The organism is Streptomyces sp. NPDC037271, from assembly GCF_055603605.1.
The window spans coordinates 526,414-548,820 of the sequence record NZ_JBVJVN010000002.1 but is presented as its reverse complement, the minus strand read 5'-3'; the positions used below and the strand labels follow the sequence as shown (position 1 = coordinate 548,820).

21 protein-coding genes are annotated in these 22,407 nt (G+C 70.8%); 12 read left to right on the top strand and 9 right to left on the bottom strand.

Translation table 11 applies throughout. From position 1 onward, the window contains the following. Window positions 1-99: 99 nt before the first annotated feature. The gene (locus tag ACZ7G3_RS07115) at window positions 100-1,086 is read right to left on the bottom strand and encodes a hypothetical protein (protein WP_470923797.1); all 987 of its coding nucleotides are present in this window, start codon (window positions 1,084-1,086) and stop codon (window positions 100-102) included. Between the two features lie 368 nt (window positions 1,087-1,454). Here ACZ7G3_RS07115 and ACZ7G3_RS07110 point away from each other — a divergent pair, with 368 nt between their 5' ends. The 4 genes from ACZ7G3_RS07110 to ACZ7G3_RS07095 are packed head-to-tail and all read left to right on the top strand — an operon-like array spanning window position 1,455 to window position 5,870. Continuing rightward, the gene (locus ACZ7G3_RS07110) at window positions 1,455-2,105 is read left to right on the top strand and encodes a hypothetical protein (RefSeq protein ID WP_470923795.1); all 651 of its coding nucleotides are present in this window, start codon (window positions 1,455-1,457) and stop codon (window positions 2,103-2,105) included. Window positions 2,106-2,122: 17 nt separating this feature from the next. Further along, window positions 2,123-3,544, top strand: a complete 1,422-nt coding sequence (locus ACZ7G3_RS07105; RefSeq protein ID WP_470923793.1) for a hypothetical protein — start codon at window positions 2,123-2,125, stop codon at window positions 3,542-3,544. Further along, window positions 3,541-5,358, top strand: coding sequence for a DEAD/DEAH box helicase (locus tag ACZ7G3_RS07100; RefSeq protein ID WP_470923791.1), 1,818 nt, complete (start codon window positions 3,541-3,543; stop codon window positions 5,356-5,358). Before ACZ7G3_RS07105 ends, ACZ7G3_RS07100 begins: the two co-directional genes overlap by 4 nt. Window positions 5,359-5,402: 44 nt before the next feature. Further along, a complete protein-coding gene (locus ACZ7G3_RS07095; RefSeq protein ID WP_470923789.1) occupies window positions 5,403-5,870 on the top strand; it encodes a very short patch repair endonuclease in 468 nt (155 codons plus the stop codon). Here ACZ7G3_RS07095 and ACZ7G3_RS07090 read toward each other — a convergent pair. Next, a complete protein-coding gene (locus ACZ7G3_RS07090; RefSeq protein ID WP_470923787.1) occupies window positions 5,796-7,145 on the bottom strand; it encodes a DNA cytosine methyltransferase in 1,350 nt (449 codons plus the stop codon). The two genes, ACZ7G3_RS07095 and ACZ7G3_RS07090, sit on opposite strands and share 75 nt — an antisense overlap. 587 nt (window positions 7,146-7,732) lie before the next feature. Here ACZ7G3_RS07090 and ACZ7G3_RS07085 point away from each other — a divergent pair. After that, entirely contained in the window at window positions 7,733-8,305 is a 573-nt protein-coding gene (locus ACZ7G3_RS07085; protein WP_470923785.1) for a dihydrofolate reductase family protein, read from the top strand. 298 nt (window positions 8,306-8,603) lie between these two features. Here the strand turns inward: ACZ7G3_RS07085 and ACZ7G3_RS07080 are convergent, their stop codons facing one another. The 3 genes from ACZ7G3_RS07080 to ACZ7G3_RS07070 form a co-directional block, all read right to left on the bottom strand. Further along, a complete protein-coding gene (locus ACZ7G3_RS07080) occupies window positions 8,604-9,056 on the bottom strand; it encodes an SRPBCC family protein (RefSeq protein WP_470923783.1) in 453 nt (150 codons plus the stop codon). 227 nt (window positions 9,057-9,283) lie between these two features. Beyond that, on the bottom strand, window positions 9,284-9,703 hold the full coding sequence (locus tag ACZ7G3_RS07075) for a DUF3592 domain-containing protein (protein ID WP_470923781.1): 420 nt from the start codon (window positions 9,701-9,703) through the stop codon (window positions 9,284-9,286). Between the two features lie 89 nt (window positions 9,704-9,792). Then, window positions 9,793-10,818 (bottom strand): SEC-C metal-binding domain-containing protein, encoded by a 1,026-nt coding sequence (locus tag ACZ7G3_RS07070; RefSeq protein WP_426554429.1) that lies wholly within the window; start codon window positions 10,816-10,818, stop codon window positions 9,793-9,795. 150 nt (window positions 10,819-10,968) lie between these two features. Between ACZ7G3_RS07070 and ACZ7G3_RS07065 the strand changes: the two genes are divergently transcribed. The 3 genes from ACZ7G3_RS07065 to ACZ7G3_RS07055 all read left to right on the top strand — a co-directional run bounded on the left by ACZ7G3_RS07065 (window position 10,969) and on the right by ACZ7G3_RS07055 (window position 13,134). Then, on the top strand, window positions 10,969-11,298 hold the full coding sequence (locus ACZ7G3_RS07065) for a DUF6412 domain-containing protein (RefSeq protein ID WP_426554430.1): 330 nt from the start codon (window positions 10,969-10,971) through the stop codon (window positions 11,296-11,298). Between the two features lie 102 nt (window positions 11,299-11,400). Then, window positions 11,401-12,117, top strand: a complete 717-nt coding sequence (locus ACZ7G3_RS07060; protein ID WP_470923779.1) for a YidC/Oxa1 family membrane protein insertase — start codon at window positions 11,401-11,403, stop codon at window positions 12,115-12,117. A 159-nt stretch (window positions 12,118-12,276) separates the two neighbouring features. Continuing rightward, window positions 12,277-13,134: a fumarylacetoacetate hydrolase family protein gene (locus ACZ7G3_RS07055; RefSeq protein WP_470923778.1), complete on the top strand. Its 858-nt coding sequence runs from the start codon at window positions 12,277-12,279 to the stop codon at window positions 13,132-13,134. A 175-nt stretch (window positions 13,135-13,309) separates the two neighbouring features. On the opposite strand, the gene ACZ7G3_RS07050 is transcribed toward ACZ7G3_RS07055, so the two are convergent. From ACZ7G3_RS07050 to ACZ7G3_RS07040, 3 genes are all read right to left on the bottom strand, one after another. Continuing rightward, window positions 13,310-14,182 (bottom strand): LLM class F420-dependent oxidoreductase, encoded by an 873-nt coding sequence (locus tag ACZ7G3_RS07050; protein ID WP_470923776.1) that lies wholly within the window; start codon window positions 14,180-14,182, stop codon window positions 13,310-13,312. A 106-nt stretch (window positions 14,183-14,288) separates the two neighbouring features. Then, entirely contained in the window at window positions 14,289-14,771 is a 483-nt protein-coding gene (locus ACZ7G3_RS07045) for a heme-degrading domain-containing protein (protein WP_426516814.1), read from the bottom strand. Beyond that, window positions 14,768-15,871: a Gfo/Idh/MocA family oxidoreductase gene (locus ACZ7G3_RS07040; protein ID WP_470923774.1), complete on the bottom strand. Its 1,104-nt coding sequence runs from the start codon at window positions 15,869-15,871 to the stop codon at window positions 14,768-14,770. Before ACZ7G3_RS07040 ends, ACZ7G3_RS07045 begins: the two co-directional genes overlap by 4 nt. 47 nt (window positions 15,872-15,918) lie before the next feature. Between ACZ7G3_RS07040 and ACZ7G3_RS07035 the strand changes: the two genes are divergently transcribed. Continuing rightward, the gene (locus tag ACZ7G3_RS07035; protein ID WP_470923772.1) at window positions 15,919-17,370 is read left to right on the top strand and encodes an ROK family transcriptional regulator; all 1,452 of its coding nucleotides are present in this window, start codon (window positions 15,919-15,921) and stop codon (window positions 17,368-17,370) included. A 58-nt stretch (window positions 17,371-17,428) separates the two neighbouring features. On the opposite strand, the gene ACZ7G3_RS07030 is transcribed toward ACZ7G3_RS07035, so the two are convergent. Further along, window positions 17,429-18,967 carry a PQQ-dependent sugar dehydrogenase gene (locus tag ACZ7G3_RS07030; RefSeq protein WP_470923770.1) on the bottom strand — a complete coding sequence of 513 codons (1,539 nt, stop codon included), beginning with the start codon at window positions 18,965-18,967 and terminating at the stop codon, window positions 17,429-17,431. 277 nt (window positions 18,968-19,244) lie between these two features. Here ACZ7G3_RS07030 and ACZ7G3_RS07025 point away from each other — a divergent pair, with 277 nt between their 5' ends. The 3 genes from ACZ7G3_RS07025 to ACZ7G3_RS07015 all read left to right on the top strand — a co-directional run bounded on the left by ACZ7G3_RS07025 (window position 19,245) and on the right by ACZ7G3_RS07015 (window position 22,406). After that, window positions 19,245-20,171: a hypothetical protein gene (locus ACZ7G3_RS07025; RefSeq protein WP_470923768.1), complete on the top strand. Its 927-nt coding sequence runs from the start codon at window positions 19,245-19,247 to the stop codon at window positions 20,169-20,171. A gap of 222 nt (window positions 20,172-20,393) precedes the next feature. Beyond that, the gene (locus ACZ7G3_RS07020) at window positions 20,394-21,149 is read left to right on the top strand and encodes a GntR family transcriptional regulator (protein WP_470923766.1); all 756 of its coding nucleotides are present in this window, start codon (window positions 20,394-20,396) and stop codon (window positions 21,147-21,149) included. Window positions 21,150-21,281: 132 nt separating this feature from the next. Beyond that, entirely contained in the window at window positions 21,282-22,406 is a 1,125-nt protein-coding gene (locus ACZ7G3_RS07015) for a TIGR03364 family FAD-dependent oxidoreductase (RefSeq protein ID WP_470923764.1), read from the top strand. Window position 22,407: the final 1 nt, after the last annotated feature.

Below are 22,407 nucleotides of genomic sequence, written 5' to 3'. Positions count from 1 at the left end.
CGGCGAAACGGGTGTTAGCCGGCCAGGCCCATACTGCCTCCGCACCTGCGGCAAGCCCGCTCGCGGTCTGCGTCGGCACGGATGACGCGCCGGCCGTAGTTATCTGGGTGGCCCGGACTCCTCTGCCCGGGCGAGAGCTGGTCCCGGGTGAGCGGCGGCCGTGCGCAAGAGCACCTCCGCGTCCGCGACGGCCTGTCGCTCGTGCAGTATCAGTGCTGTCCGCACCACGTCCTGATCGTGACGGTCGCGCGCATAGATGTGCACGAGGTTGTCGGCCAGGTCGTCCTGCTCCTGTGACCGCAACAGGGTTACCAGCAATGCTACTTCTGTGGGCGTCGAAGCCTCTGCCGTATGCCGCAGGAGTGCGAGGGTGCTGTCCGGCCGGCCGCCGCGGAGCAGCTCTTCGGCGCGGCGGCCGACATGGTGGGCTGCCACGGTTTCGTTTCTGCTCTGTTGCCGGTCCCCCTCTCGGCGGGGGACCGGCAACAGACTTGTGGCGCGTGCCGCCTCCCGGACCTTTTGCGGGCCGGCTTCACCTACCGGCATCGGCTGGGCGGCCCTCATCCGGTGCGTCTCCTGCTTGAGTACGGTGACGCGCTGGCGGAGTTCCCTGAGCTCTCGGTCTCTTTCTGCCGCCGACCGTTCGAGCTGTCCGTGGGTTTCCTGCAAAGCCCGGAGTTTCTGGCCAGCGGCGCGGGCCGCCTCTCTGTGCCGCGAGCAGTTGCCGCATCGTTCCTGCTCGGCTCTTATGTGCAGTTCCCGCATCTCTTCCCACTTCATGCCGACGTTCTGACTGCCTCCCGCGTCCCGGCAGGCGGTGTCGAAGATGAAGGTGACCACCTGGTCTGGCGGGATGCGCTGGCCCTGGAGGTATCGCGTCAGTGTGGTCTCGCTGACCTTCAGGTACTCGGCGGCCTGGGCCTGTGTCGGATGAGTAAGCGTGGCCCCCTCTTGAGTCGTGACGACCAGATGGCGGCAGATCTCTTGCAGCGCGGCAGCCAGTCGCCGTCTCTCAGGCAAGACGCTCTCGTCGAGTGCCTTCTTGGTCCATGCGAACGGACGGCGACTGCTGCTGCGTGCTGCCATAGCGGCAAACCTCCGCATTCTGGGCCGAACTGGCTGGCCGTTTGTGCCGCCAGGCGGCGACGTTGTTCGCCATTGTGCCGGAGAGCAACGGGCAGCCGCCTGGCGGTTTTTGCTTCGTCTCTTGCCAGTTGGTGCGCAAGTTGCATCGAGAGGGTTCAAAGCAGTTTCGATGTGCCACGCTTTAGGAGTCAGCCGCCAGTGGTGCGGGGGGATGGCGCGAGTCGTGCATTCATGAATGGCGCGCTCATGTCATTTCGTGACGTATGCGGCAGAACCGCCTAATTGTGTGTGTTCTTAATGGGAGGGGACCCATCGTGACGTTGCCGTCGTGGCAGGAGACCAGTGTCGGAAACCACAAGCTGGGGAGCATGGCGCGTGCCGCTCTCTGGCTGGTCCAGGTCGTCGGGGAGGGCGAGATCTTCACCGTGGCCAAGCTGCGCGAGGCTTTCCCGGACGTCGCGCAGATCGACCGGCGCATGCGCGGTCTGCGCGACTATGGCTGGGAGATCTCGACGGCCCGCGAGGACCCGGAACTGCTTCCGCAGGAGCGCCGGTTCGTGACGCGCGGCAAGGATGTGTGGGTACCGGGCCAGGCGAAGGGTCCGAGTCACAAGTCGAGCATCACCAACGCCCAGCGGGCGAAGGTGATGCAGGCCGACGCTTACCTGTGCCGTACGTGCGGCATCGCGGCCGGCGAGGCGTACGAGGACGGAGTCACGCAGGCGGTGCTCAACGTCGCCCGGCGGCAGGTGACGCTGGTGGACGGCAGCGTTACCCACCAGCTGGTAACCGAGTGTCAGCGGTGCGGGCGGGGCACCGTGGACCGGTCCGTGCATCTGCCGCAGGTGCTTTCCCGGATCGAGTCGCTGGCGCCCCTTGAGCGGAGCGTGCTGAGCAGCTGGGTGAAGAACGACCAGCGCACTTACAGCTCGCTGGAGGTGCTGTGGGGTATGTACCGGACCCTGCCGGAGGACTCCCGTAAGGCTGTGGCCGACTCTCTTGACGGTACGGACGACTGAGACAGGACGGGATAACGATGATGCGCGAGTTTCCGGCCCCGCCGCGGGCGGTCGAGTTCAGCGAGCTGATCAGCAAGAAGGTCGAGGAGGTCAAGACGTCTGGCGGCACCCGGGAGACCGTGACCGTCGACTGGAACGGGCAGCAGGCCCATGTCGAAGTGATCGACTTGCCGCTCAGCAGCCTCTTCTACAACCCCAGCACCCACCGCATCCGGGCACAGCGCAGCCACGACGCCGAGCGGGACGCGGCGTTGGACAAGGACCCCTGGAGTGCGGAGAGCCAGGACTATCTCGGGTTCCTGCTGAAGGCGGACCCTGAGAACACGAATGTGCGGGACAAGGACTTCGATGTCCTGAAGGACAGCCTTGACCAGTTCGGGCAGAACGACCCCGGGCTGGTGACCCGGCACGGGGTGTTGGTCAACGGCAACACCCGGGCTGCGGCGCTGCGCGAGCTCGGCGCGCAGTCGATGCGCGTCGGCGTGCTGCCGGCGTCGTTTACCTGGGCCGACATCAACGCCGTCGAGCTGTCCTTGCAGCTTCGCAAGGACCACCGGCGTGACTACTCCTACATCAACCGTCTCCTTGCCATGGAGGAGCAGGCGGCGCTGGGCCGGACGCCGGAACAGATCGCCAAGGACTTCCGCATTCAGGTCCGCACCTACCACCAGGAGCGGTGGATCCTCAGCACGATCCGAGAGCTGAACGAGCGCAGTCGCACCGGCGGCGGCAACGGACTGCGCCTGGTGGACTGGGAGGGCGCGCAGGAGCGTCTCAAGGAGCTCCACAGGCTGTACGTGAAGCTGGAAACGGTGGACCGTGACCAGGCTGAGGTGCTGAAGGAACTGCGCCTGGCCGCGATCCTTCTGAACTTCTCGAAGACCGACGTCCGTCACATCAACGAGGACTTCCTGAAGGCGGGGTTCGAGCAGCGGCTGCCCATGGGCGGTACGACGGCCGCGCAGCCGCAGTCGGTGTCGATCCCCGGTCTGGGCCTGGAGGTGCCCGCCGCCTCCTCCGCCGTCGCGGAGGCCCGGGCGATGAACGACGAGATCCTCCGCACCGCCGCCGTGGTGAGGAACGAGGCCTCGGACCTCGGTGACGAGCTGAAGGCCGCCGCGCAGGATACCTGGGACAACACCTGGCAGGCGTTCGACGAGGTGATCGAGGCGGCGGGTCGCAGCGCCCGGCTGCGCAAGCGCAAGCAGCTCGCCCCCGCCCGGCTGGCCGACGCGTGCGCGAGCATTGACCAGTGCGTGAGCGACCTGGTGCAGGCGCGTACCTCCCGCAGCTTGGACGAGGAGGCGTTCGATGACGCCGTGGTGAAGCTGCGGGTCAGTCTGCTGAAGCTCGCACAGCAGGCCGGCCGCGGGCTGCCGCAGCCGGGAGACGGCGTGGCCTGGCTGCTGGAAGCGGTCGTGGCGGAGGGTTCCCGGTGAGCAGTTCCGTCAGCGAGAAGTCGCTGCGTCTTGGGTTCGATGAGACCCGGACCCGAGTGGTGCTGCGAACCACGGAATCGTTCCAGCAGGAACTCGTACAGCTGGCCGCCCGCTTTCGTACCGGCGGCCAGCTTGGCCCGCTGAGCGCCTCCGTCTCCCTGGACGAGCTGCTCGCGGACCTCGGCCTGCTCGGTACTTGGTCAGACCCCGCCGGTGTGGAGTGGGCGGACGACCTTCGGGACCTGGTATCCGGAGTGGTCCAGGATGCCCACACCGTGCAGCAGCGGCTCGCTGGGCGGCCGACGGCCGGCGAGGTCGCGCCCGATGACGTGCCCGTGCTTCTCGGCGATAGCTGGAAGGGTGAACTGAGCGAGTTCCAGCGCCGGGATATCGCGAAGCTCCTGTCGCTTCAGCACGGTGCCAACTTCAGCGTGCCCGGCGCCGGCAAGACCCGGGTCGCGCTCGCGGTGTACGCAGCCCAGAAGGCGGCAGGCCGGGTGAGCCGACTGCTGGTCGTGTGCCCTAAGTCGGCATACGAGTCATGGCGTTACGAGACCGCAGAGTGCCTTATCCATCCGCTGCGCATCAACGTCCTGGACGGGTCGCTGGATCAGTGGGCCGAGGTGCTCGTGGTGAACTACGAGCGTCTCGACCGGTCACTGTCCAGGCTGGCTGGATGGCTCAAGTCGTCCCCTTCCATGATCATCCTGGATGAGGCGCACCGGATGAAACTGGGTGCCCGGGGAACCTACGGGGCAGCCTGCATGGCGCTGGGACCTCTGGCCGCACGCCGACTGATCCTGACCGGTACGCCGGCTCCGAACGGTTCGCGGGACCTGGAGAACCTCCTGGGTTTCGTGTGGCCCGGCCACGGCCAGCGCACGGTGGTCCAGGCGGTTGCCGGAGGAGATCTCGCGCACGCCAGCACTGTCCTCCGGCCGCTGTTCACCCGCACGACGAAGCATGAACTCGGCTTGCCCCCCGTGCAGTTGGGATTGCGCTTCGTTGACATGCCGCCGCTGCATGACGAGATCTACACGGCAATCGTGGGCGGCGAGAAGAGCGGTGCCGCGCGCGAGGACTTGAGTTCCCTCGGGAAGACGGCACTCCGCCTCCTCATGGCTGCCACGAGCCCCGCCCTTCTCCTGGAAGGCGGCAGCCGCTACGAACCACTGGCCTATCAGCTGCCGCCGATGGAGATTCCCGAGGGAGGTTCGCTGTACTCGCTCATGCAGAACCTTCCCGACTACGAGCTTTCGCCCAAGTACAAGGAAGCCGTGGCGATCATCGCGGAGAACGCTGCGCAGGGCCGGAAGACGCTGGTCTGGACGACGTTCGTCAGGAGTCTCACCACGCTGGAGCGCATGCTGGAGAAGTACAGTCCGGCTGTTGTTTACGGCGGTACGCCTGACCGCGAGGAGCAGATTCGCCGGTTCAGGGAGGACCCGGCGTGCATGGTGCTCATCTCGAACCCGGCCACTCTGGGGGAGGGAATCAGCCTGCACCACGTCTGCCATGACGCGGTCTACGTGGACCGTGACTTCATGGCGGGGCGGTTCCTCCAGAGCCTGGACCGGATCCACCGTCTCGGGCTCGCCCCCGGCACAGAGACCCGGGTGACAGTCCTGGCGGTGCGGAACTCCGTCGACGAGGTTGTGGCCGCGAGCCTGGAGCGAAAGCTGGAATTCATGGGACGCATCCTGGACGACCCCACCGTGCAGCAGCTCGCGGATCTTGAGGAGGAGCCTTCAGTGGCGGCTGGTCTCGCACCGGGTGACATCGAGGCGCTGCTGAGTCACATGGGAGGTCGCTAGGACTGGCTGCGTGCTGTGGCACCGACGGGACTACCCTCTGCGGTGTGTCCCCCGAAGCCGAATGGGAGGCCCCGGAAGGTTCCTGGGCTTCCTCCGCAGCACGCCGCCGCAACATGCAGGCGATCCGCAGCCGTGACACCAAGCCGGAGATTCTGATCAGGCGGCTCGTACATGCCACAGGGCTGCGGTACCGGGTCGCTGCCCGTCCCCTCCCCGATCTTCGCCGGACGGCGGACATGGTCTTCCGTTCGGCGAAGGTCGCGGTGTTCATCGACGGCTGCTACTGGCATGGCTGTCCTGAGCATTACGTCCCGCCGAAGACTAATTCCGGTTACTGGTCGGAGAAAGTCGTTCGCAATGTCAAGAGGGACCGGGATACCGACGAAAGGCTGCGGGAAGCTGGCTGGCTCGTGCTCCGCTTCTGGGAGCACGAGCCATCAGACACCTGTGCTGACAAAATCGCTGCGACGGTCTTGGGCCGGCGTGAGGGAGGCCCGGCGCGGGGCGACTGAAATCTCCAGTTGCTGCGGAACGTCCTCGACGAGGGTCGCCCCTGCGGGCTCCATCTCGTAGTCCCTGGTGAGAGCTTCGCTGTATTCAGGGAGGAGGACTGCGGCGATCGCGCGTCCCACTGCCTCGGCAACCGGCGGCGGGAAGGCGTTCCCGACCTGACGGTAACGGGCTGTCTTCCGTCCTTGGAACTGCCAGTCTTCCGGGAAGCCTTGGATGGCCGCCGCCTGGGCGACAGTGAGCATCGGGCCGGTCGGGCGGAACAGATCGCGTTCCGGGTCGCAGTTTTCCGGATCGTTGGCGATCCCCATCCCGTCGACGCCCAGATCGGCCCACGCGCGCTTGGCGCGCGTAGGCCCCAGGTCGGCACCGCCGTGCTTCCTCGAGCCGCCTACGAGTGTCGGGGCAACTTTCTTACCCGCTGCTGCGGCGAGGGAGATGTTTCTCTTCCAGTCTTCATAGACCATCTGCCCGGTTCGCTCGCCGGGCCGGGCGGGTTCGCCAGCCGCGTTCTTATCCCAGAACGCCTTGCAGCGTGCGAGCATGCTTTTATCGAGCTTCTCGAAAGCAGTAGCCGAGCTACCCTTTATGCCCGTAGGCCACTGGAATCCGGGACCTCCCGGCTTTACCGCATCCTGATGAATAGCTACCAAAATTGCACGAGGCCGGAGCTGTGGTACTCCGAAGTACTTCGCGTCCATCCGGCGCCAGACTTTTCGCATGGCCACGTCTTGTGCGCTGGCTGACTGGTTCTGGTCAATCTCAGGGACCAGGTAACCGAGATTACGCAGCGTGTCAAGAATAGAATTTCTGTACTCAATAAAGACTTCTGGAGGCTCAAGGATGCCTCTGACGTTCTCGATCATCACCGCTTTCGGCCTGAGAGCGTCGATGATGTCAAGCGCTGCCGGGAAAAGGTCGCGCTCATCGTCCGGGCCAAGCCGGTGTCCGGCCAAGGAGAACGGGGGGCATGGCACTCCACCGGCGAGCAGGTCGAGTTCTCCTGGCTCAAGGCCGAGATTTTTTCGTACCTCGGAGTCCAGGAAATCCTTGACGTCCATAGGGTGGATATTGTCAGCTTTGTGCTGATTCCAGCCGGGCCAGCCGCCCACGTTGGCCCGCAAGGTAGCCACGGCGTGCGGGTCCCACTCAACGAGGGCGCGATGATCGAAACCGGCGTTGTGAAGTCCGACGGCTTGCCCCCCGGCACCCGCACAGATCTCGATCGAGGTCAATGGCGAGGCGAACCGCGGTCGCGTCTGGCCGCTGCGGGGCATGCCGCTCCTCCTGAAGGTGGTCGTTCCGGGAGAGGCGATGATCATGTGCCAGCCTCTCGACATCAAGAGTCTCGCACTTTTGCTGGGCCACTGAGGCATCCCACGTGAGGTGAGAGGGGAGGGAGGCGAAGCCAGCAGCTTCCGGTGAGACTGAGATCAAGCTGCCCGGCGGCCCGGCCTCGCACTTCAGCGCAGTGCCGGAGCGCGAGTCGGGCTAGACAGGATCCATCTGTACCTGCGCCCCGACACCTTGAGTGGCGCCGAGGCCGAGCGGCTGCTGAGCGTGGGCGGCGATCGATCGCCGCAAGCCCGAAGCCCGGCGCCGGGTCGTTCTCGCCAACCCGGGGCAACGTGTTCTGCGCGTTGCTGGCGGAATCCGATCGGGCCGCATTGTTCTCGTGACCTCAGCACCTTCCCCGCCGTGACGCAGCCTCCGGGCCGCGTCCGGGGCGGGCGGACTCCAGGAGTGCAGGAGTGCGGGAGTGCGTCCGGGGCGGCCGGAGTCCAGGAGTCCGAGGCGATGAATTCCGCCGTGGCCGTCGGTCTGTATCTCCGACAGGCGATCGACCGCACGCGAGGAGAGCACCATGACCGCCACCTACACATTCGACGTCTTCTCCAGCCTCGACGGTTACGGCTCCTACGACAGCAGCGGCGACTGGGGCAAGCAGGGTCCCGAGCTCCTCGACCACCGTCTCGCCCTGTACGGCGAGGAGCAGCGGATGGTCTTCGGGGCCAACACGTATCGGGGGTTCGCGCGGATGGTGGCCGAGAGTACCGAGGAGTCCGAGGTGCGTGACCCGTGGGTGACGCGGATGAGGAGCCTGCCGGCGACGGTGGTGTCGACCACGCTGGAAGGGCCCCTCGACTGGCCGGACGCGGACGTCGTGGGCGGCGACGCCGTCGACGTCGTGGCCCGGCTCAAGGAGGAGTCCGAGGTGCCGTTGCGCTCGCACGGCAGTCTGTCGATGAACCGGGCGCTGATGGCCGCCGGTCTGGTCGACCGCGTTCAGGTGACGATCTTCCCCGTGATCACCGGGCGGACCGGGCTGGACCCGGTCTTCCGGGGTGCGGCCGACTTCGACCTCGAGCTGATCGAGCACCGGACGCTCGACGGCCACACCCAGGAGCTCGTCTACCGGCCCACCCTGCATGGCTGAGCCCATCGGGCTACCCGGGCCGTCAAGCAGCCCGGTCCCGGCGGGGCGGCGGCTCCGACCGGCATGCCGGCGGCCTTTTGGCGGCCCCGGTCGCGCGGTGGTCACGGGGAGGGCCGAGTGCCTCCAGGGCCGGGCGACGGTCCCGGGGCCCGCTGTCGCGCTCATCTGAGCGGTGCGTGGACATTTCGGCGGAAAAGTTCACGCTTTCACAGCAGTGCCCCGGCCGAGGGGACGCGGGCGACGGGACTGGGCCGGGCTCCGGTAGGCCCGGGGACGGCCCGGTCCCGTCGGCGGGGGCTCAGCCCTTCGACCCGTCCGCCAGGAACGCCGTCAGGCCGTCCAGGAGCATGCCGCTGCCCTGTTCCGCCATGTCCCGTTCCTCCGCCGTGTCGCAGGTCTGGCTCAGGACGATCACGGTGTTGCGGGGACCCTGCTCGGTGAGTTCCACGGTCATCGTCGTGGGGTCGGGGCGGCCGGGGACGTCCATGCCGATGGTCAGGTGGCGGTTCTCGGTGACCTGCCGGTAGGTACCGGTCAAGGGGAACTCGGCGCCGTCGGGCGTGAGCATCGTGGCCTTCCACGCACCGCCCGGACGCACGTCCAGCTCGACGGAGCCGGGGGCGGCGTGCGCCCACTGGGCGTACTCGCCAGGAGTGGTCCAGGCCTGCCAGACCCGGGCCGCCGAGGCGTCCAGGGTGCGGGTCAGGGTGTAGGAGTAGCCGTTGGCCGCTGCGGTCTGCTCGTCGGACATGTTCTGTCTCCCCTTCTCGATCCGTGCGCCCCCCGTGCGAGGCCGTCGTATCTGTAGACACCCGCCCGCGCCCAACCTCATCGGTACGCACCGAGGCGGTTCTCCGCGGAGTCCCGGCCCCGCACACCCCCCGGAGCCGCCCGGCACGCTCACCTCCAAGCCGCCGGCCGCCCCCGTCCGGGCCCGCCGGCACACCACGTCGGCGCGACACGCCGGCCGGCCCGGACTCAGACGACCGCCCACACCCCCAGCCCCAGCCCGAACAGGCACAACAGCACCCCCCACACCAGGCCCGCCGTCGGAGCGCACGTCTTCTGCGTCCGCACCACGACCACACGGCGAGGATCCGCCGGGTCGTACCGCACCACGACCGAGTACCCGACGCGGAGCGTGTGAAGGCCGGAGTTGAGAGGAACGCGGCGATACGTCTGATGACGCGGGCCCGCCCGGTAACGAACCTGCGCCGGGTGAAGGACCGAACCCTCGCGCCGCGGACCGCGAGCGACCTCACCCTCCGCGCGAGTCCCCCGGACACCGAGAAGACGCAGGCCCCGCCGGCCGCGGAGGGCGAGGTGGACGACGCGGACACCGAAGGCCGTCCAGCCGGCGGCGAAGAGCAACGCGATGGTCGACCAGGGCTGCGACACGGCAGGCTCCCCCCGAAGCACACGACAGTCACCCCCGAACGACGTCCAGGCCCGGCACCGGCGTCAGGTGACCGGGAAGACGCGCCCCGTCACACCCCGGTTCCGTGGCACTCCCCGTACGGACGGCCCGAACCGCACCAGCACGCCGCCCCCCGCTGCGGCGGCCACACCACCGCACGCCCCCGCGCCGCCAGCGTCGTCGCATACTGGGGCAGAAGAGCCGGATCGGCCGGAGACACACCCTCCGACGCCGCGAACGCCTCGTACGACGGCACCGTCCCCCGGACCACACCCAGGTTCGGGGTGCCGGACGACGCCAGCTCCCGCAGCGCCGCCTCTATGGCCGCCACGTGCTCCCCGTACGAGGGGTACTCGGCCGCCAGCGGCGGATACGCCTCGACGAGTTCCGCCAGTTCATCCGCCGGCCAGTGCAGCATCGCCACCGGGAAAGGACGGGACAGAGCCTCCCGGTAAGCGCCCAGCTCGGCGCGCAGGCGGGAGATCTCCGCCTCCAGATCCGCCGGATCCTCCGAACCCAGCGACCACACACGCTTCGGATCGTGCAACTCGTCCAGCGACACCGGCATGGAATGCAAAGTGTCGGCGAGAGCGTCCCACTCGTCGTGGGCCAAACCCAGCATCCTGCGGACCCGATGGCGGCCGTACAGGAGAGGATGCGCCGAGTACGGGGGCTCCGCCACATCCGTCAGAAGCAGACGAGCACCCTCCGTGAACGACTCGTGCGCCGCCTCCAACTCGTCATGGGCCTCCAAGGACTCCGCCACGATCACCCACGGGGCAGGATCGCGCGGCGACGCCGCACGGACGCCGTCGATGATCGCCCGGGCCTCCGCCTCATGGCCGTACTCCCACAGATTCGACGCCTTGAGGGCACGGACCAGGGACGGGTTCTCCAGCGCCGCGGCAGCGGAACCGGAAGACAACAGGCGGTCGTAGAGCTTCGTCGCGGCAGGGCGGTCACCGGAAAGCTCCAGGTGGGCCGCCGCACGCAGGAGCAGAGCCTCGGCGTCCTCCGGATAAAGACCGGCGGTCCGCTCCAGGCGTGCCGCCTCGGCGGGATGGTCGACGTTCTCGGCAGGCGTGTCGGGGCGCATGGGGGACACCGTACTGCCGACAGGTGACGAAGGTGAGGCCCCCGCAGACCCGAGACCCGGGCCGGAACGGCACACGACGGTGCCCATACCGGACACCAGCCGGCTCCTGTATAACTGGGGCAAACACGCACACGAGAAGGGAAGCGGCCGATGGCCCGAGGACCGGCCACCCCGCACCCCCTGCGCGCCCTGCGCCCCCTGCTCGTCCTGCTGCTCGTGCTCCTCCCCGTCGCCCTCGTCGACGCAGGCAGCCTCTCCGCCACCGTCGCGCTCGCCGCGACCGCCGCAGCCGGCACCGCACTCGCCGTGTGCGCCGTCATCGCCGCACGCTGCGCGCCCGCCGTACCACCCACCCGGGTGCGTACGGCCATCAAGGACCGGGACCTGCGCACCGCCTTCCTGCCGCAGCGCGACCCCGACGCCCGCGGCCGCCGCCGCCCCCGAGCACCCGGACACGCCCTCCCGGCGACCACCGCGTAGGGCACAGCCACCCCCCCCACACCTGGCCCCACGCCGGCCGTGTCGTCATGCCGCCATCCCCTTCACCCGGCACGACGAGACCCCCGGAGGGCTCACCCACCCATGTCCGTATGCGCCAGCCTGGTCGAGCACCTCGCCGACCTGCTCCAGCCGCTGTTCGGCGCCTCGGCCGCAGCCGCCGCCATCATCCTGTTCACCGCCCTCGTACGGCTCCTCCTCCACCCCCTGTCCCGGGCCGCCGCGCGCGGGCAGAAGGCACGCACCGAACTGCAGCCGAGAATCGCCGAACTGCGCCGCAAGCACGCCAAGAACCCCGAAAAGCTCCAACGGGCCGTGCTCGCACTGCACACCGAGGAAAAAGTGTCCCCGCTGTCCGGCTGCCTGCCCAGCCTGTGCCAGCTGCCCGCCTTCCTCCTCCTCTACCACCTCTTCTCCAGCCCCTCGATCGGCGGCGAGCCCAACACACTGCTCTCCCACCAACTCCTCGCCGCCCCGCTCGGCGGACGGTGGGCCGACACACTCGGCGACAGCGGCGGGCCGCTCGGGAACACCGGACTCGTGTACGCCGCACTGTTCGCGTGCGTCACCGCGGTGGCCCTCTTCAGCTACCGGACCACCAAACGGACGACGACCGGCCGCCCGACAGCGCCGGCCGGTGACGGGGAACAGGTACCGGGACTGGGCACGATCACCAGGATCATGCCGTTCATGTCCTTCCTCACGCTCGTCACCGTGGCCGTGGTGCCGCTGGCCGCCGCCCTCTACGTCGTCACCAGCACGACGTGGAGCGCCGTCGAACGGGCCGTCCTGTACCGGTGAACCACAGCCGGACGACACGGCTACGGTCCAGTACGTGAACGGGGTATTGCGGAGTGGACCCCGACCTTGGACGATCGACCAGTCCTCCGATGGCTGCGCACGGCCGCATCCAGGCGCACCTCATCGGGCGGGCTGCCCGCGAACGAGGAGTTGGGGATCATGAAGCTGCTGCGAGTCGGTACGGCGGGGTCGGAGCGACCCGCACTGCTCGACGCCGACGGAACCCTGCGAGACCTGTCGGGCGTGGTGCCGGACATCGACGGAGCGCTGCTCGCCGACGACGCCGCGCTCGGCCGGATATGGGCCACCGCCGACGCCGGTGAACTGCCCGCCCTGGACAGCACGGGACTGCGCGTCGGACCGCCCGTGGCACGCATCGGCAAGATCGTGTGCATCGGCCTCAACTACCACGACCACGCCCGCGAGACCGGGGCCGAGCCGCCCGCCGAGCCCGTCGTCTTCTTCAAGGCGCCCGACACCGTGGTCGGACCGGACGACACGGTGCTCGTGCCGCGCGGCTCCGCCAAGACCGACTGGGAGGTCGAGCTCGCGGTCGTGATCGGGCGTACGGCCCGCTACCTGGAGTCGGCCGAGGAAGGCCTCGCGTGCGTCGCCGGATACGCGGTCGCACACGACGTGTCCGAGCGGGAGTTCCAGATCGAGCGGGGCGGGACCTGGGACAAGGGCAAGAACTGCGAGACGTTCAACCCGCTGGGGCCGTGGCTGGTGACCGCCGACGAGGTACCCGACCCGCAGCGGCTGTCGCTGCGGCTGTGGGTGAACGGCGAGCTGAAACAGGACGGGACGACCGCCGAGCAGATCTTCCCGGTGGGGGAGGTCGTGCGGTACGTCAGCCAGTTCATGGTGCTGCGTCCCGGTGACGTCATCAACACCGGGACACCGGCGGGGGTGGCGATGGGGCGGCCCGAGCCGAAGCCCTACCTGCGGGCCGGGGACGTCGTCGAGCTGGAGATCGACGGGCTCGGGCGGCAGCGGCAGGAGCTGAAGGACGCGTAGACGCTCCGCCGGGGCGCGGGGCGCGGGGCGCGGGGCGCGGGGCGCGCGGGGAGCGCGGTGCGACGTCGGCCGCGGGACTGCGGTGCGTGGCCGGCCGCGGGCCGTCGCCGGCTGGTCGCGCCCACGCGGCGGAGCCGCACATGTCACAGCCCCGCGCCCCCCTCGGCGCCTTGCCTCACCCCAGCAGCGAAGCGAGGCGGCGCCAGCCCTCCCGGGGGAGCGGCGCCGTGTCGTCCTCCACCACCTGCAGGGCCACATGGTCCGCGCCGGCGTCGTGGAACGCGTCCACGCGGGCGCGGATCGTTTCCTCGTCCCCCCAGGCGAAGACCGCGTCGATCAGGCGGTCGCTGCCGCCGTCGGCGACGTCGGCGTCGGTGAAGCCGAGGCTCAGGAAGTTCCTGGTGTAGTTCGGGAGTTCCAGATACCCGGAGAGGTAGGCGCGGGCCGTCGCACGGGCGCGGGCCGGGTCGGAGTCGAGGACGACCTTGAACTCCGGGGCCAGCAGCGGGCCCTCGCCGAGCCTCTCGCGGGCCTGCGCCGTGTGCTCCGGGGTGACCAGGTACGGGATCGCGCCCGCCGCCCGGTCCCGGGACAGCTCCAGCATCTTCGGGCCGAGCGCGGCCAGCACCCGGCGCCCGGCCGGCATCCCCGCCCTGTCGAGGTCGTCCAGGTAGCCGACCATCGTCGAGTACGGGCGCTTGTACCCTCCCACCATCGGGCCGTGGCTCACGCCGAGGCCGAGCACGAAGCGGCCGGGACGGGCCACCTCCAGCTCGGCGAAGGCCGCAGCGGTGGCGGCGGCCTCGTGCTCCCAGATGCTCTGGATACTGGTGCCGACCACGATGCGCGAGGACGCCTCGATCAGCGGGGCGGCGTGCTGGGCGGCGGTGTTGCCGCCCAGCCACACGGCACCGAAACCGAGCCGTTCCAACTCGGCGACGGCCTCGGCCCGTTCCCCGGCGCGGTCCGGGTCCCCGGAGCGCAGCTGCGCGCTCCAGACGCCGTACCGTCCGACCGATTCCTTCAGAGAAGCCGTCGCGTCGTTCATCGGTTGCGATCCCTCCGGTGGGCGCCGTGATCATCCTGCGTGCCTGACTGCCAACCACAGGTACCCACCGCTGATTCCCCGATCACACCGCCCGGGGCCAGTCGGGCTATTCGCCCAGGAAGCGCTCCAGAGCCTCCACCACGAGCCGGTGGTCCTCCACCTGCGGCAGCCCGGACACCGTCACCGAACCGACCACGCCGACGTCCGCGACGGTGACCGGGAAGGAGCCGCCGTGCGCCGCGTAGGTGTCGGCGTCCAGCCGCGAGGACTCCTCGAACGTCGTGCCCTTGGCCCGGAAACGGCAGCCCACCAGGTACGACGCGCAGCCGTACCGCTCCACCACCCGGCGCTTGCGGGCGATCCAGGCGTCGTTGTCGGGGGCCGAACCGGGCAGCGCCGCGTGGAAGAGCTGCTGGCCGGCGCGGTGGATGTCGATGGCGACCGGCGCCCGACGCTCCCGGGCCAACTCCACCAGGAGGGAACCGAGCGCCCACGCGTCGTCGTTCGTGAACCGGCGGAAGACCAGGCGGCGTTCCTGCGCCTCCAGCTCCTCCACGGTCGGGGCGGCCGTGCCGGGGGAGTAACTCACAGGGTGACCACCATTCCGTCGCGGGCGGACCGGCGGGCCGCCTCCAGTACGTCCAGGGCGTCGGCCGCCTCCCGGGCACCGACCGGGTTCGGGCCGCCCTCCAGCAGGGCCTTCGCCACCGCCGCATAGTACGCGGGGTAGTCACCCGCCACGGTCGCCTCGACGCGTCCGCCGCCGGTCGGCGGGGACTCGCCCGAGCCCACGCGGCCCCACAGCGACGCGTCCTCCTCGCCCCAGCCCGGGCCGGGCCGCCTGCCCTCGCGCAGCGCCGCCTCCTGCGGGTCCAGGCCGTGCTTGACATACCCGGCCTTCGAACCGAGGACCCGGAAACGGGGGCCGAGCTGGGCGGCGGTGGAGGAGACGTAGAGGTGGGAGCGGACCCCGTTGGCGTGCGTGACCGCGACGAACGTGTCGTCGTCCGCCTCCGCGCCCGCACGCCGGACGACCGACTCGGCGTACACCTGCGTGGCCGGGCCGAAGAGGACGAGCGCCTGGTCGACGACGTGACTCCCGAGATCGTAGAGGAGACCTCCGATCTCTGCCGGGTCGCCGGACTCGCGCCAGCCGCCCTTCGGCTTCGGCCGCCAGCGCTCGAAGCGGGACTCGAAGCGCCACACGTCGCCCAGCGCGTCCTCGGCGAGCAGCTTGCGGAGGGTGAGGAAGTCGTTGTCCCAGCGGCGGTTCTGGAAGACGGAAAGCAGCAGGCCGCGCTCCTCGGCAAGCGCCGCCAGCTCCCGCGCCTCGGCCGCCGTGCCCGCGACCGGCTTGTCCACCACGACCGGCAGGCCGGCCCGCAGGGCCCTCGCCGCCAGCGGTACGTGCGTCTTGTTCGGGGACGCGATGACGATCAGGTCCAGCTCGGCGGCCCGGTCGAACAGGTCGTCGGGCGTGGCGACGGTCCGCACGTCCGGGAACTCGGCGCGGGCCTGCCGCTGCCGCTCCGGGTTCGAGGTGACCACCGTGTCCAGGGCCAGGCCCTCGGTGGCGGCGATCAGCGGAGCGTGGAAGACGGAGCCCGCGAGGCCGTAGCCGACGAGGCCGACGCGCAGCGGGCCGCCCGGAGCGTTACCAGGGGCGTTGCCGGGGAGATTAGCAGTCATGCCCCTACTTTCGCAACGGTGTTGCCAAAGTGCAAGCGCCGGAGACAATGGGGGGTGTGAACAGGACGAACGGTGGAGGCGCGGGCACGGGCACGGGTATGGGTACGGGCACGGACCTCGGTGCGGGCGCGGGCGCCGTGAGGGGCGGCGGTATGCGCGGGGCGGTGGGGGGCGCCAACCTGCTCGCCCTGCGCAGCCACAACACCGCCCTGGTGCTCGACCTGCTGCGCACCGCCGGGGCCCGAGGCATCAGCCGGCTCGAACTCGCCGAGCGGACCGGGCTCACCCCGCAGGCGGTCAGCAAGATCACCACCCGGCTCCGGGACGAGGGCCTCGCCGCCGAGGCCGGACGCCGCGCGTCCACGGGCGGCAAGCCGCGCACGGTACTGCGCCTGACACCGGGGGCGGGCCACGCGGTCGGCGTCCACCTGGACCGGGACGAGCTGCGGGCGGTACTGGTCGATCTCGACGGTGCCGTGGTGGCGGAGCGACGCTCCCCGCTGGACCTCGGCGCGGGCGCGGAGGCCGTGGTGGAGGCGGTGGCGCGGACGGCCCGGGAACTGGTCGCCGGCACCCTGGCCCCGCCCGGGAGCGACCTCTCCGCCGCGCCCACCCTGCTCGGCCTCGGCGTCGCGCTGCCGGGGCCGCTCGACCACGTCCGGGGGGTGCTGCACCGGGTCACCGGGTTCCCGGAGTGGGACGGGTTCCCGCTGCGGGACGCGCTGGCGGAGCGGCTCGGGGTGCCGGTCGTCGTCGACAAGGACACCAACGCGGCGGCACTCGGCCTCGCGGTCGGTCTCGCGGTCGGCGGCAAGGGCGGTGACACGGGCGGTGAGAGATGCGGCGAGCGGGGCGGTGCGGGTGGCCGCGACGGGGGCGGTGCGGGTGGCCGTGACGGGGGTGGTGCGGGTGGCCGTGACGGGGGCGGCGCGGGTGGCCTTGACGGTGACGGCCAGGGCGGTCGCCCGGGTGGCGGCGCGGGTGGCGAAGAGGGCGGCGGTGCGTGCGGCGGCGCGGACAGCGGCGCGGGTGGCTCCTTTGCCTACCTGCACCTCGGTACGGGACTCGGCGCCGGCCTCGTCTTCGGCGGCGGCGTGCACCGGGGCGCCCGGACCGGCGCCGGGGAGTTCGGGCACCAGGTCGTCCAACTGGACGGGCCGCCCTGCACCTGCGGCGCCCGCGGCTGCATAGAGGCCCTGTGCCTCGATGCCGTCGCCCGCGGCGACTTCCCGGAGGCGGCCAGGGTGCTGGGCGCGGGCGCCGCGAACCTCGTCGGGCTGCTGGACATCGACCTGGTGCTGCTCGGCGGCCGTACCGTCGCCGCCGCCCCCGAGGCCTTCGTCCACGGAGTCGGCGCCGTCCTCGACGCGCGGGCCCGGCGCGAGGGCGGACGCGACGGCCCCGTACCGGTGCGGATCGCACCCGGAGGGACGCGCGGGGTCGCGGAGGGCGCCGCTCAGCTGCTGCTCGCGCCGCTGTTCGGGCGAGGAGACGCGTGACGGGGCCCGGCCGGCGTCCCGATGCCCGGCCGGGCCCCGTGCGGGCCTGCGCCGCCGGTCAGCGGCCCACCGCGCACGCGTCCCCGTTGAGCATGAACCGCGGCGGAGGTGAGGCGTCACCGGTGTGGTCGGTGAGGTAGCCCAGCGTGACGCTCGCGCCCGGCGCGATCACGGCGTTGTGCGGGGCGCTGCCCGCCCAGACCATGTTGCTCCTCTGCGTCAGCTCCGTGTTCCAGTCGGAGACGACCGTCTGCCCGAGGGGCAGCGGGAACTCGAGCGTCCAGCCGTTCACCGGGGCGTCGCCGGTGTGGGTGACGGTGAGGTCGACCGTCGAACCGGTGCCCCAGGCCGTCACCGTGCGGTCCACCCGGCAGGTGGGTTCCTCGCGCGTGAACGACACCCGGTGCAGGCCGCCGGGCAGGTCGTTCACGACGTAGAACTCCCCGTCCACCGTCGTGCCGATGTTCGTCACCTGAGTGGGCATCTCGCCGATCTCGGCCTGCTCGTAGCCGCCCCGGCCGTCGGGGCGCAGCGCCCAGACGGTGGACGAGCAGTAGTCGGTGGCGATGTAGGTGCCGCCCACCAGGCCGGCGTACCGCTCGCCCCGGTAGACGTGGCCGCCGATGACCGAGCAGCCGCCGGTGTAGGGGGAGTAGGTGAAGACCGGCTCCGTGTACTCCTCGCCGGGCGGGCAGTCCCCGTCGGTGAACTTCTCCAGCCCCTCGTAGCAGGACCAGCCGAGATTCAGCCCGCCCTGCCCGGCGGGCAGGTGGTCGATCTCCTCCCAGTGGCCCTGGCCCACGTCGCCGATCCACAGGGAGCCGTCGGCGGCGTCGAAGGAGAACCGCCACGGGTTGCGCAGCCCGTACAGCCAGATCTCCTCACGGGCGCCGGGGGTGCCGACGAAGGGATTGTCGTCGGGGACGCAGTAGGCGAGCGGGCCGCAGGAGCGGCTCACGTCGATCCGCAGGATCTTGCCCAGCAGGGTGTCCAGCCGCTGCCCGGTGTCGAAGGGGTCGCCGGAGCCGCCGCCGTCGCCGATGCTCCAGTACAGGTTGCCGTCCGGGCCGAACGCCAGCTGCCCGCCGTTGTGGTTGCTGAACTCGGCGTGCTCCTGGGAGAGCAGGACCTCCAGGCGGGACTCGTCGAGCCGGTAGCGGGCGAGCGTGACCGCGCCGTCGGGCAGTGCCGTGTACGCCAGATACAGCACCCGGCTGTCGGCGAAGTCGGGCGGCAGGGCGAGGCCGAGCAGGCCGCGCTCGTTCCCGGACTCGTCCACGGACGGGGTGATGTCGACCAGCGGGGTCCCGGCCAGGCCGGTGTCCGGGTGGTAGACGCGGATGGTGCCCCGCTTCTCCGTGATGAACAGCCGGTCCGTGCCGTCGTCGGGGGCGGCGAGCGCGGTGGGCCGTCTCAGCCCGGAGGCGACCTGGGTGGTGGTGGCGCTGAGCGAGGGGAGGGGGACGGGGGACGACGCCTGTCCTGCCGCCTTCCCGGCCGCCTTCTCCGTTGTTGCTGCCGCGGGGGAGGGGATCAAGGTGATCAGCAGGAGAGCCGTGGTGAGAGCGGTCAGGACAAGCGGGAGACGGCGCCACAAGTAATGGGCATGTATATGACAAGCCAGAGCGTCCATGAGTCCTTTTCTCCGTGTACGGGGGTCGAGGGGCCGGGTTCTGGGAGCGCTCCCGCACTCAGGCTGCGGCTCATGAAGCGGAGCGGCAACGCGTGATTGCGCCACTTTCACGCCGCCTGGCGCAAACGGTGCCGCTCGGCGCGCCGCGGTCGCCGATCGGGGGACGCCTGTCCTCCGTCCGGGCGGCATGGCCCGAATGGCGGTGCCCGAAGCCGTGTTCCACCGGCACGCTCATGTGTTTATGCGACTGTTCACGCCCGCGTCCCCCTCCCTGGTGGCGACAGCCGCCCTCCTCGTGGCCTCCGCGTCCGTCGTTCCCGCGTACGCGGATTCCCAGGCGCCGCTGCCCGCCTGTACGGCCCCGGACGACCACACCTTCCCCCTCACCACCCGCATCCACGGCGGCCCCGCCGGCTATGAGGCGGGCGGCGGCTACGGCACCTGGTACCTGGACCTCACCAACACCACGTCCCGCACCTGCGAGGGCATCCATCCGGTCGTCGTCCTCGTCGACGAACAGCGGGCGCTGGAGCCGTCGCAGCCCCGCCTGGAGTTCTACGACGGTTCCCGCCCGCGCCCCGTCGGCTTCGAGACGACCGACCGGGAGGAACTGATCGGCGCCTTCGGGGAAGGGGAGACGGAGAGGGAGGGCGAGGGGGAGGGCGAGGGGGAGGGTGACGGGGGGTCGGAGGGAGACGGGGAGCGGGAGGACGGCTTCCCCGGCTTCACCGTCGGCCCGGGCAAGACCCTCACCGTCAAGGTCCGGCTCGCGCTCACCTCTGACGCCGCCCCGGGCGAGGTCACCGCCAACGCGGCCGTCGTCCAGCGCCGGGGCGGCGACGGCGAGTGGATCGGCCAGTCGAACGACTACCGCTTCCGCATCCGGGCGGGCGAGCCCACCGGCGACTCCACCGGCGACTCCACCAGTGACTCCCCCGACGGCGCGACCGACGGACCGGCCGACGAGTCGGGCACCGGACAGGGCACCGATCCCGCCGCCCCCGCCACCCCCTCCGCCACCCCGGACGCCCAGGACGGCACCGGTGTCCCGTTCGCCGACGAACTCGCCGGCACCGGACCGGGTCGGACGGGCGCGGCCCTGGGAGCCGCCGCCCTGCTCGTCGCGGCCGGCGGCGCGGCCGTCCTGCTGGCCCGCAGGCGCGGCTGACGCGTACGGCGTGCCCGGCTGACGCGTACGGCGCCCGGGCGACGGGTACCCAGGAGTGCCGGACGCCCGGATGCCGGGACACCCTGCGCCCCCGTCCCGGACGCCCGGACGCCCGGACGCCGGGACGCCGGGACGCCGGGACACCCGGACGCCGGGACGCCGGGACACCCGGACGCCGGGACACCCTGCGCCCCCGTCACCCCCGTCTGCGACCATCCCTGCGTGGACTACCCGAACGACCAGGCCCCGGGCGCCCCCGTCCGCTCCGGGATCCCGGAGCACGGCCGCGTGCCGAAGTACTACGCCGTCAAGGCGCGGATCGACCGTCTGGTCGCCGAGCTGGGGGAGGGCAGCGCCATCCCCACCGAGCGGGACCTCTCCGAGCGGTACGAGGTCGCCCGGGAGACCGTCCGGCAGGCCCTGCGCGAACTCGTACTGGAGGGCAAGCTGCGCCGGCAGGGACGCGGCACCGTGGTCGCCGGCCCCAAGCTGGCGCAGCCGCTGTCCCTGGCCAGCTACACCGAGGGCGTCCGGCGCCAGGGCCGTACCCCCGGCCGCGCGCTCGTCACCCTCGACCGCTTCCCCTGCCCCGACGCGCTCGCCGCCGAGACCGGCCTCACGCGCGGGGAGCCCGTCTGGCACCTGGAGCGCGTACTGCTCGCGGACGACGAGCGGGTCGGCCTGGAGAGCACCTACGTCGCCGTGGCCCGCATCCCCGACCTGGACACCGCCTTCGACCCGGACTCCTCCTTCTACGCCCACCTCGCCGCCCAGGGCATCGCCTTCGGCGACGCCGACGAACGCATCGAGACGGTGCTCGCCACCCCGCGCGAGGCGCTGCTCATCGGCACCCCGCCGGCCCTCCCCATGCTGCTCATCCACCGCGTCTCGCGGGACACGGAAGGCCGCCCACTGGAACGCGTACGGACGCTGTACCGGGGCGACCGCTTCTCCTTCACGACCCACCTCCGCGGCTGAAAACCACCGCATCCCCTCACCCCAGACGCATAACGAAAAGATAACGGGTCTAGCCCAAACGTGATGACCAGTTCACGCTCTCGTCGTCGGCCGGATTCCTCCGGTTCCCCGGTGCCAAGGAGCGTGGCGGTCGTGAGAGTGATAGTCGTCGGAGCCGGCGTGGTGGGCACCATGCACGCCTGGCACGCAGTGAACCGCGGCCACGAGGTCGTACAGATCGAGCGCGAGACCGAGGCACGCGGCGCCTCACTGCGCAATTTCGGCCAGATCTGGGTCAGTGGCCGCGCGGGTGGAGAGGAGCTGGAGACCGCGCTGCGGGCGCGGGAGCTGTGGGAGGAGATCGGCGGCCGGATCCCGGCGCTGGGCTTCCGTCCGAACGGCTCCCTGACCCCGGTCCGCGGCGACCTGGAACGCGCGGTCGCCGAGGCGGCCGTCGCCCGCCCGGACGCCGCCGCCCGCGGCCACAAGCTCCTCACCCCCGGTGAGGCCCGGGCTCTGAACCCGGCCCTGCGCGGCGCGTTCGACGCCGCCCTGTACTGCGAGCGGGACGCGGCCGTCGAACCCCGCACCGCGCAGATCGCCCTGCGCGCCGAGCTGCGCAGGTCCCCGACGTACACGTTCCTGCCCGGACGCGAGGTCCGCGAGGTCATCGGCGAGCGGGCCGTCCGCGACGACCACGGCGACACGCACACCGGCGACGTCGTCGTCCTGTGCACCGGCGCCTGGCTCGGCGGCCTCGTCCGCGAACTCGCCGGACCCGGCCTGCCCGTGCGCCGGGTCCGCCTCCAGATGATGCAGACCGACCCCCTCGGCGAACCGCTGACCACCTCCGTCGCCGACGCCGACAGCTTCCGCTACTACCCCGCCTACGGCTCGCCCGCCCTGGACGAGCTGAACGCGCGTCAGCCGCAGCCGGCCACGGCCGCCGAGCACCGTATGCAGCTGCTGATGGTGCAGCGCGCCGACGGCGGCCTGACCATCGGCGACACCCACGAGTACGAGCACCCCTTCGCCTTCGACACCGTCGAGGACCCCTACGAGCACCTCACCGGCGTCGTCGAGTCCCTCCTCGGCCGCCCGCTGCCGAAGATCCGCCGCCGCTGGGCCGGGGTGTACGCGCAGTGCACCGACAAGAGCCGGGTCGTGCACCGGCAGCAGGTCCGCGACGGCGTCTGGCTGGTCACCGGGCCGGGCGGGCGCGGCATGACCTGCTCACCCGCGATAGCCGAGACCACCGCGAACGAACTGGGCTGGTGAA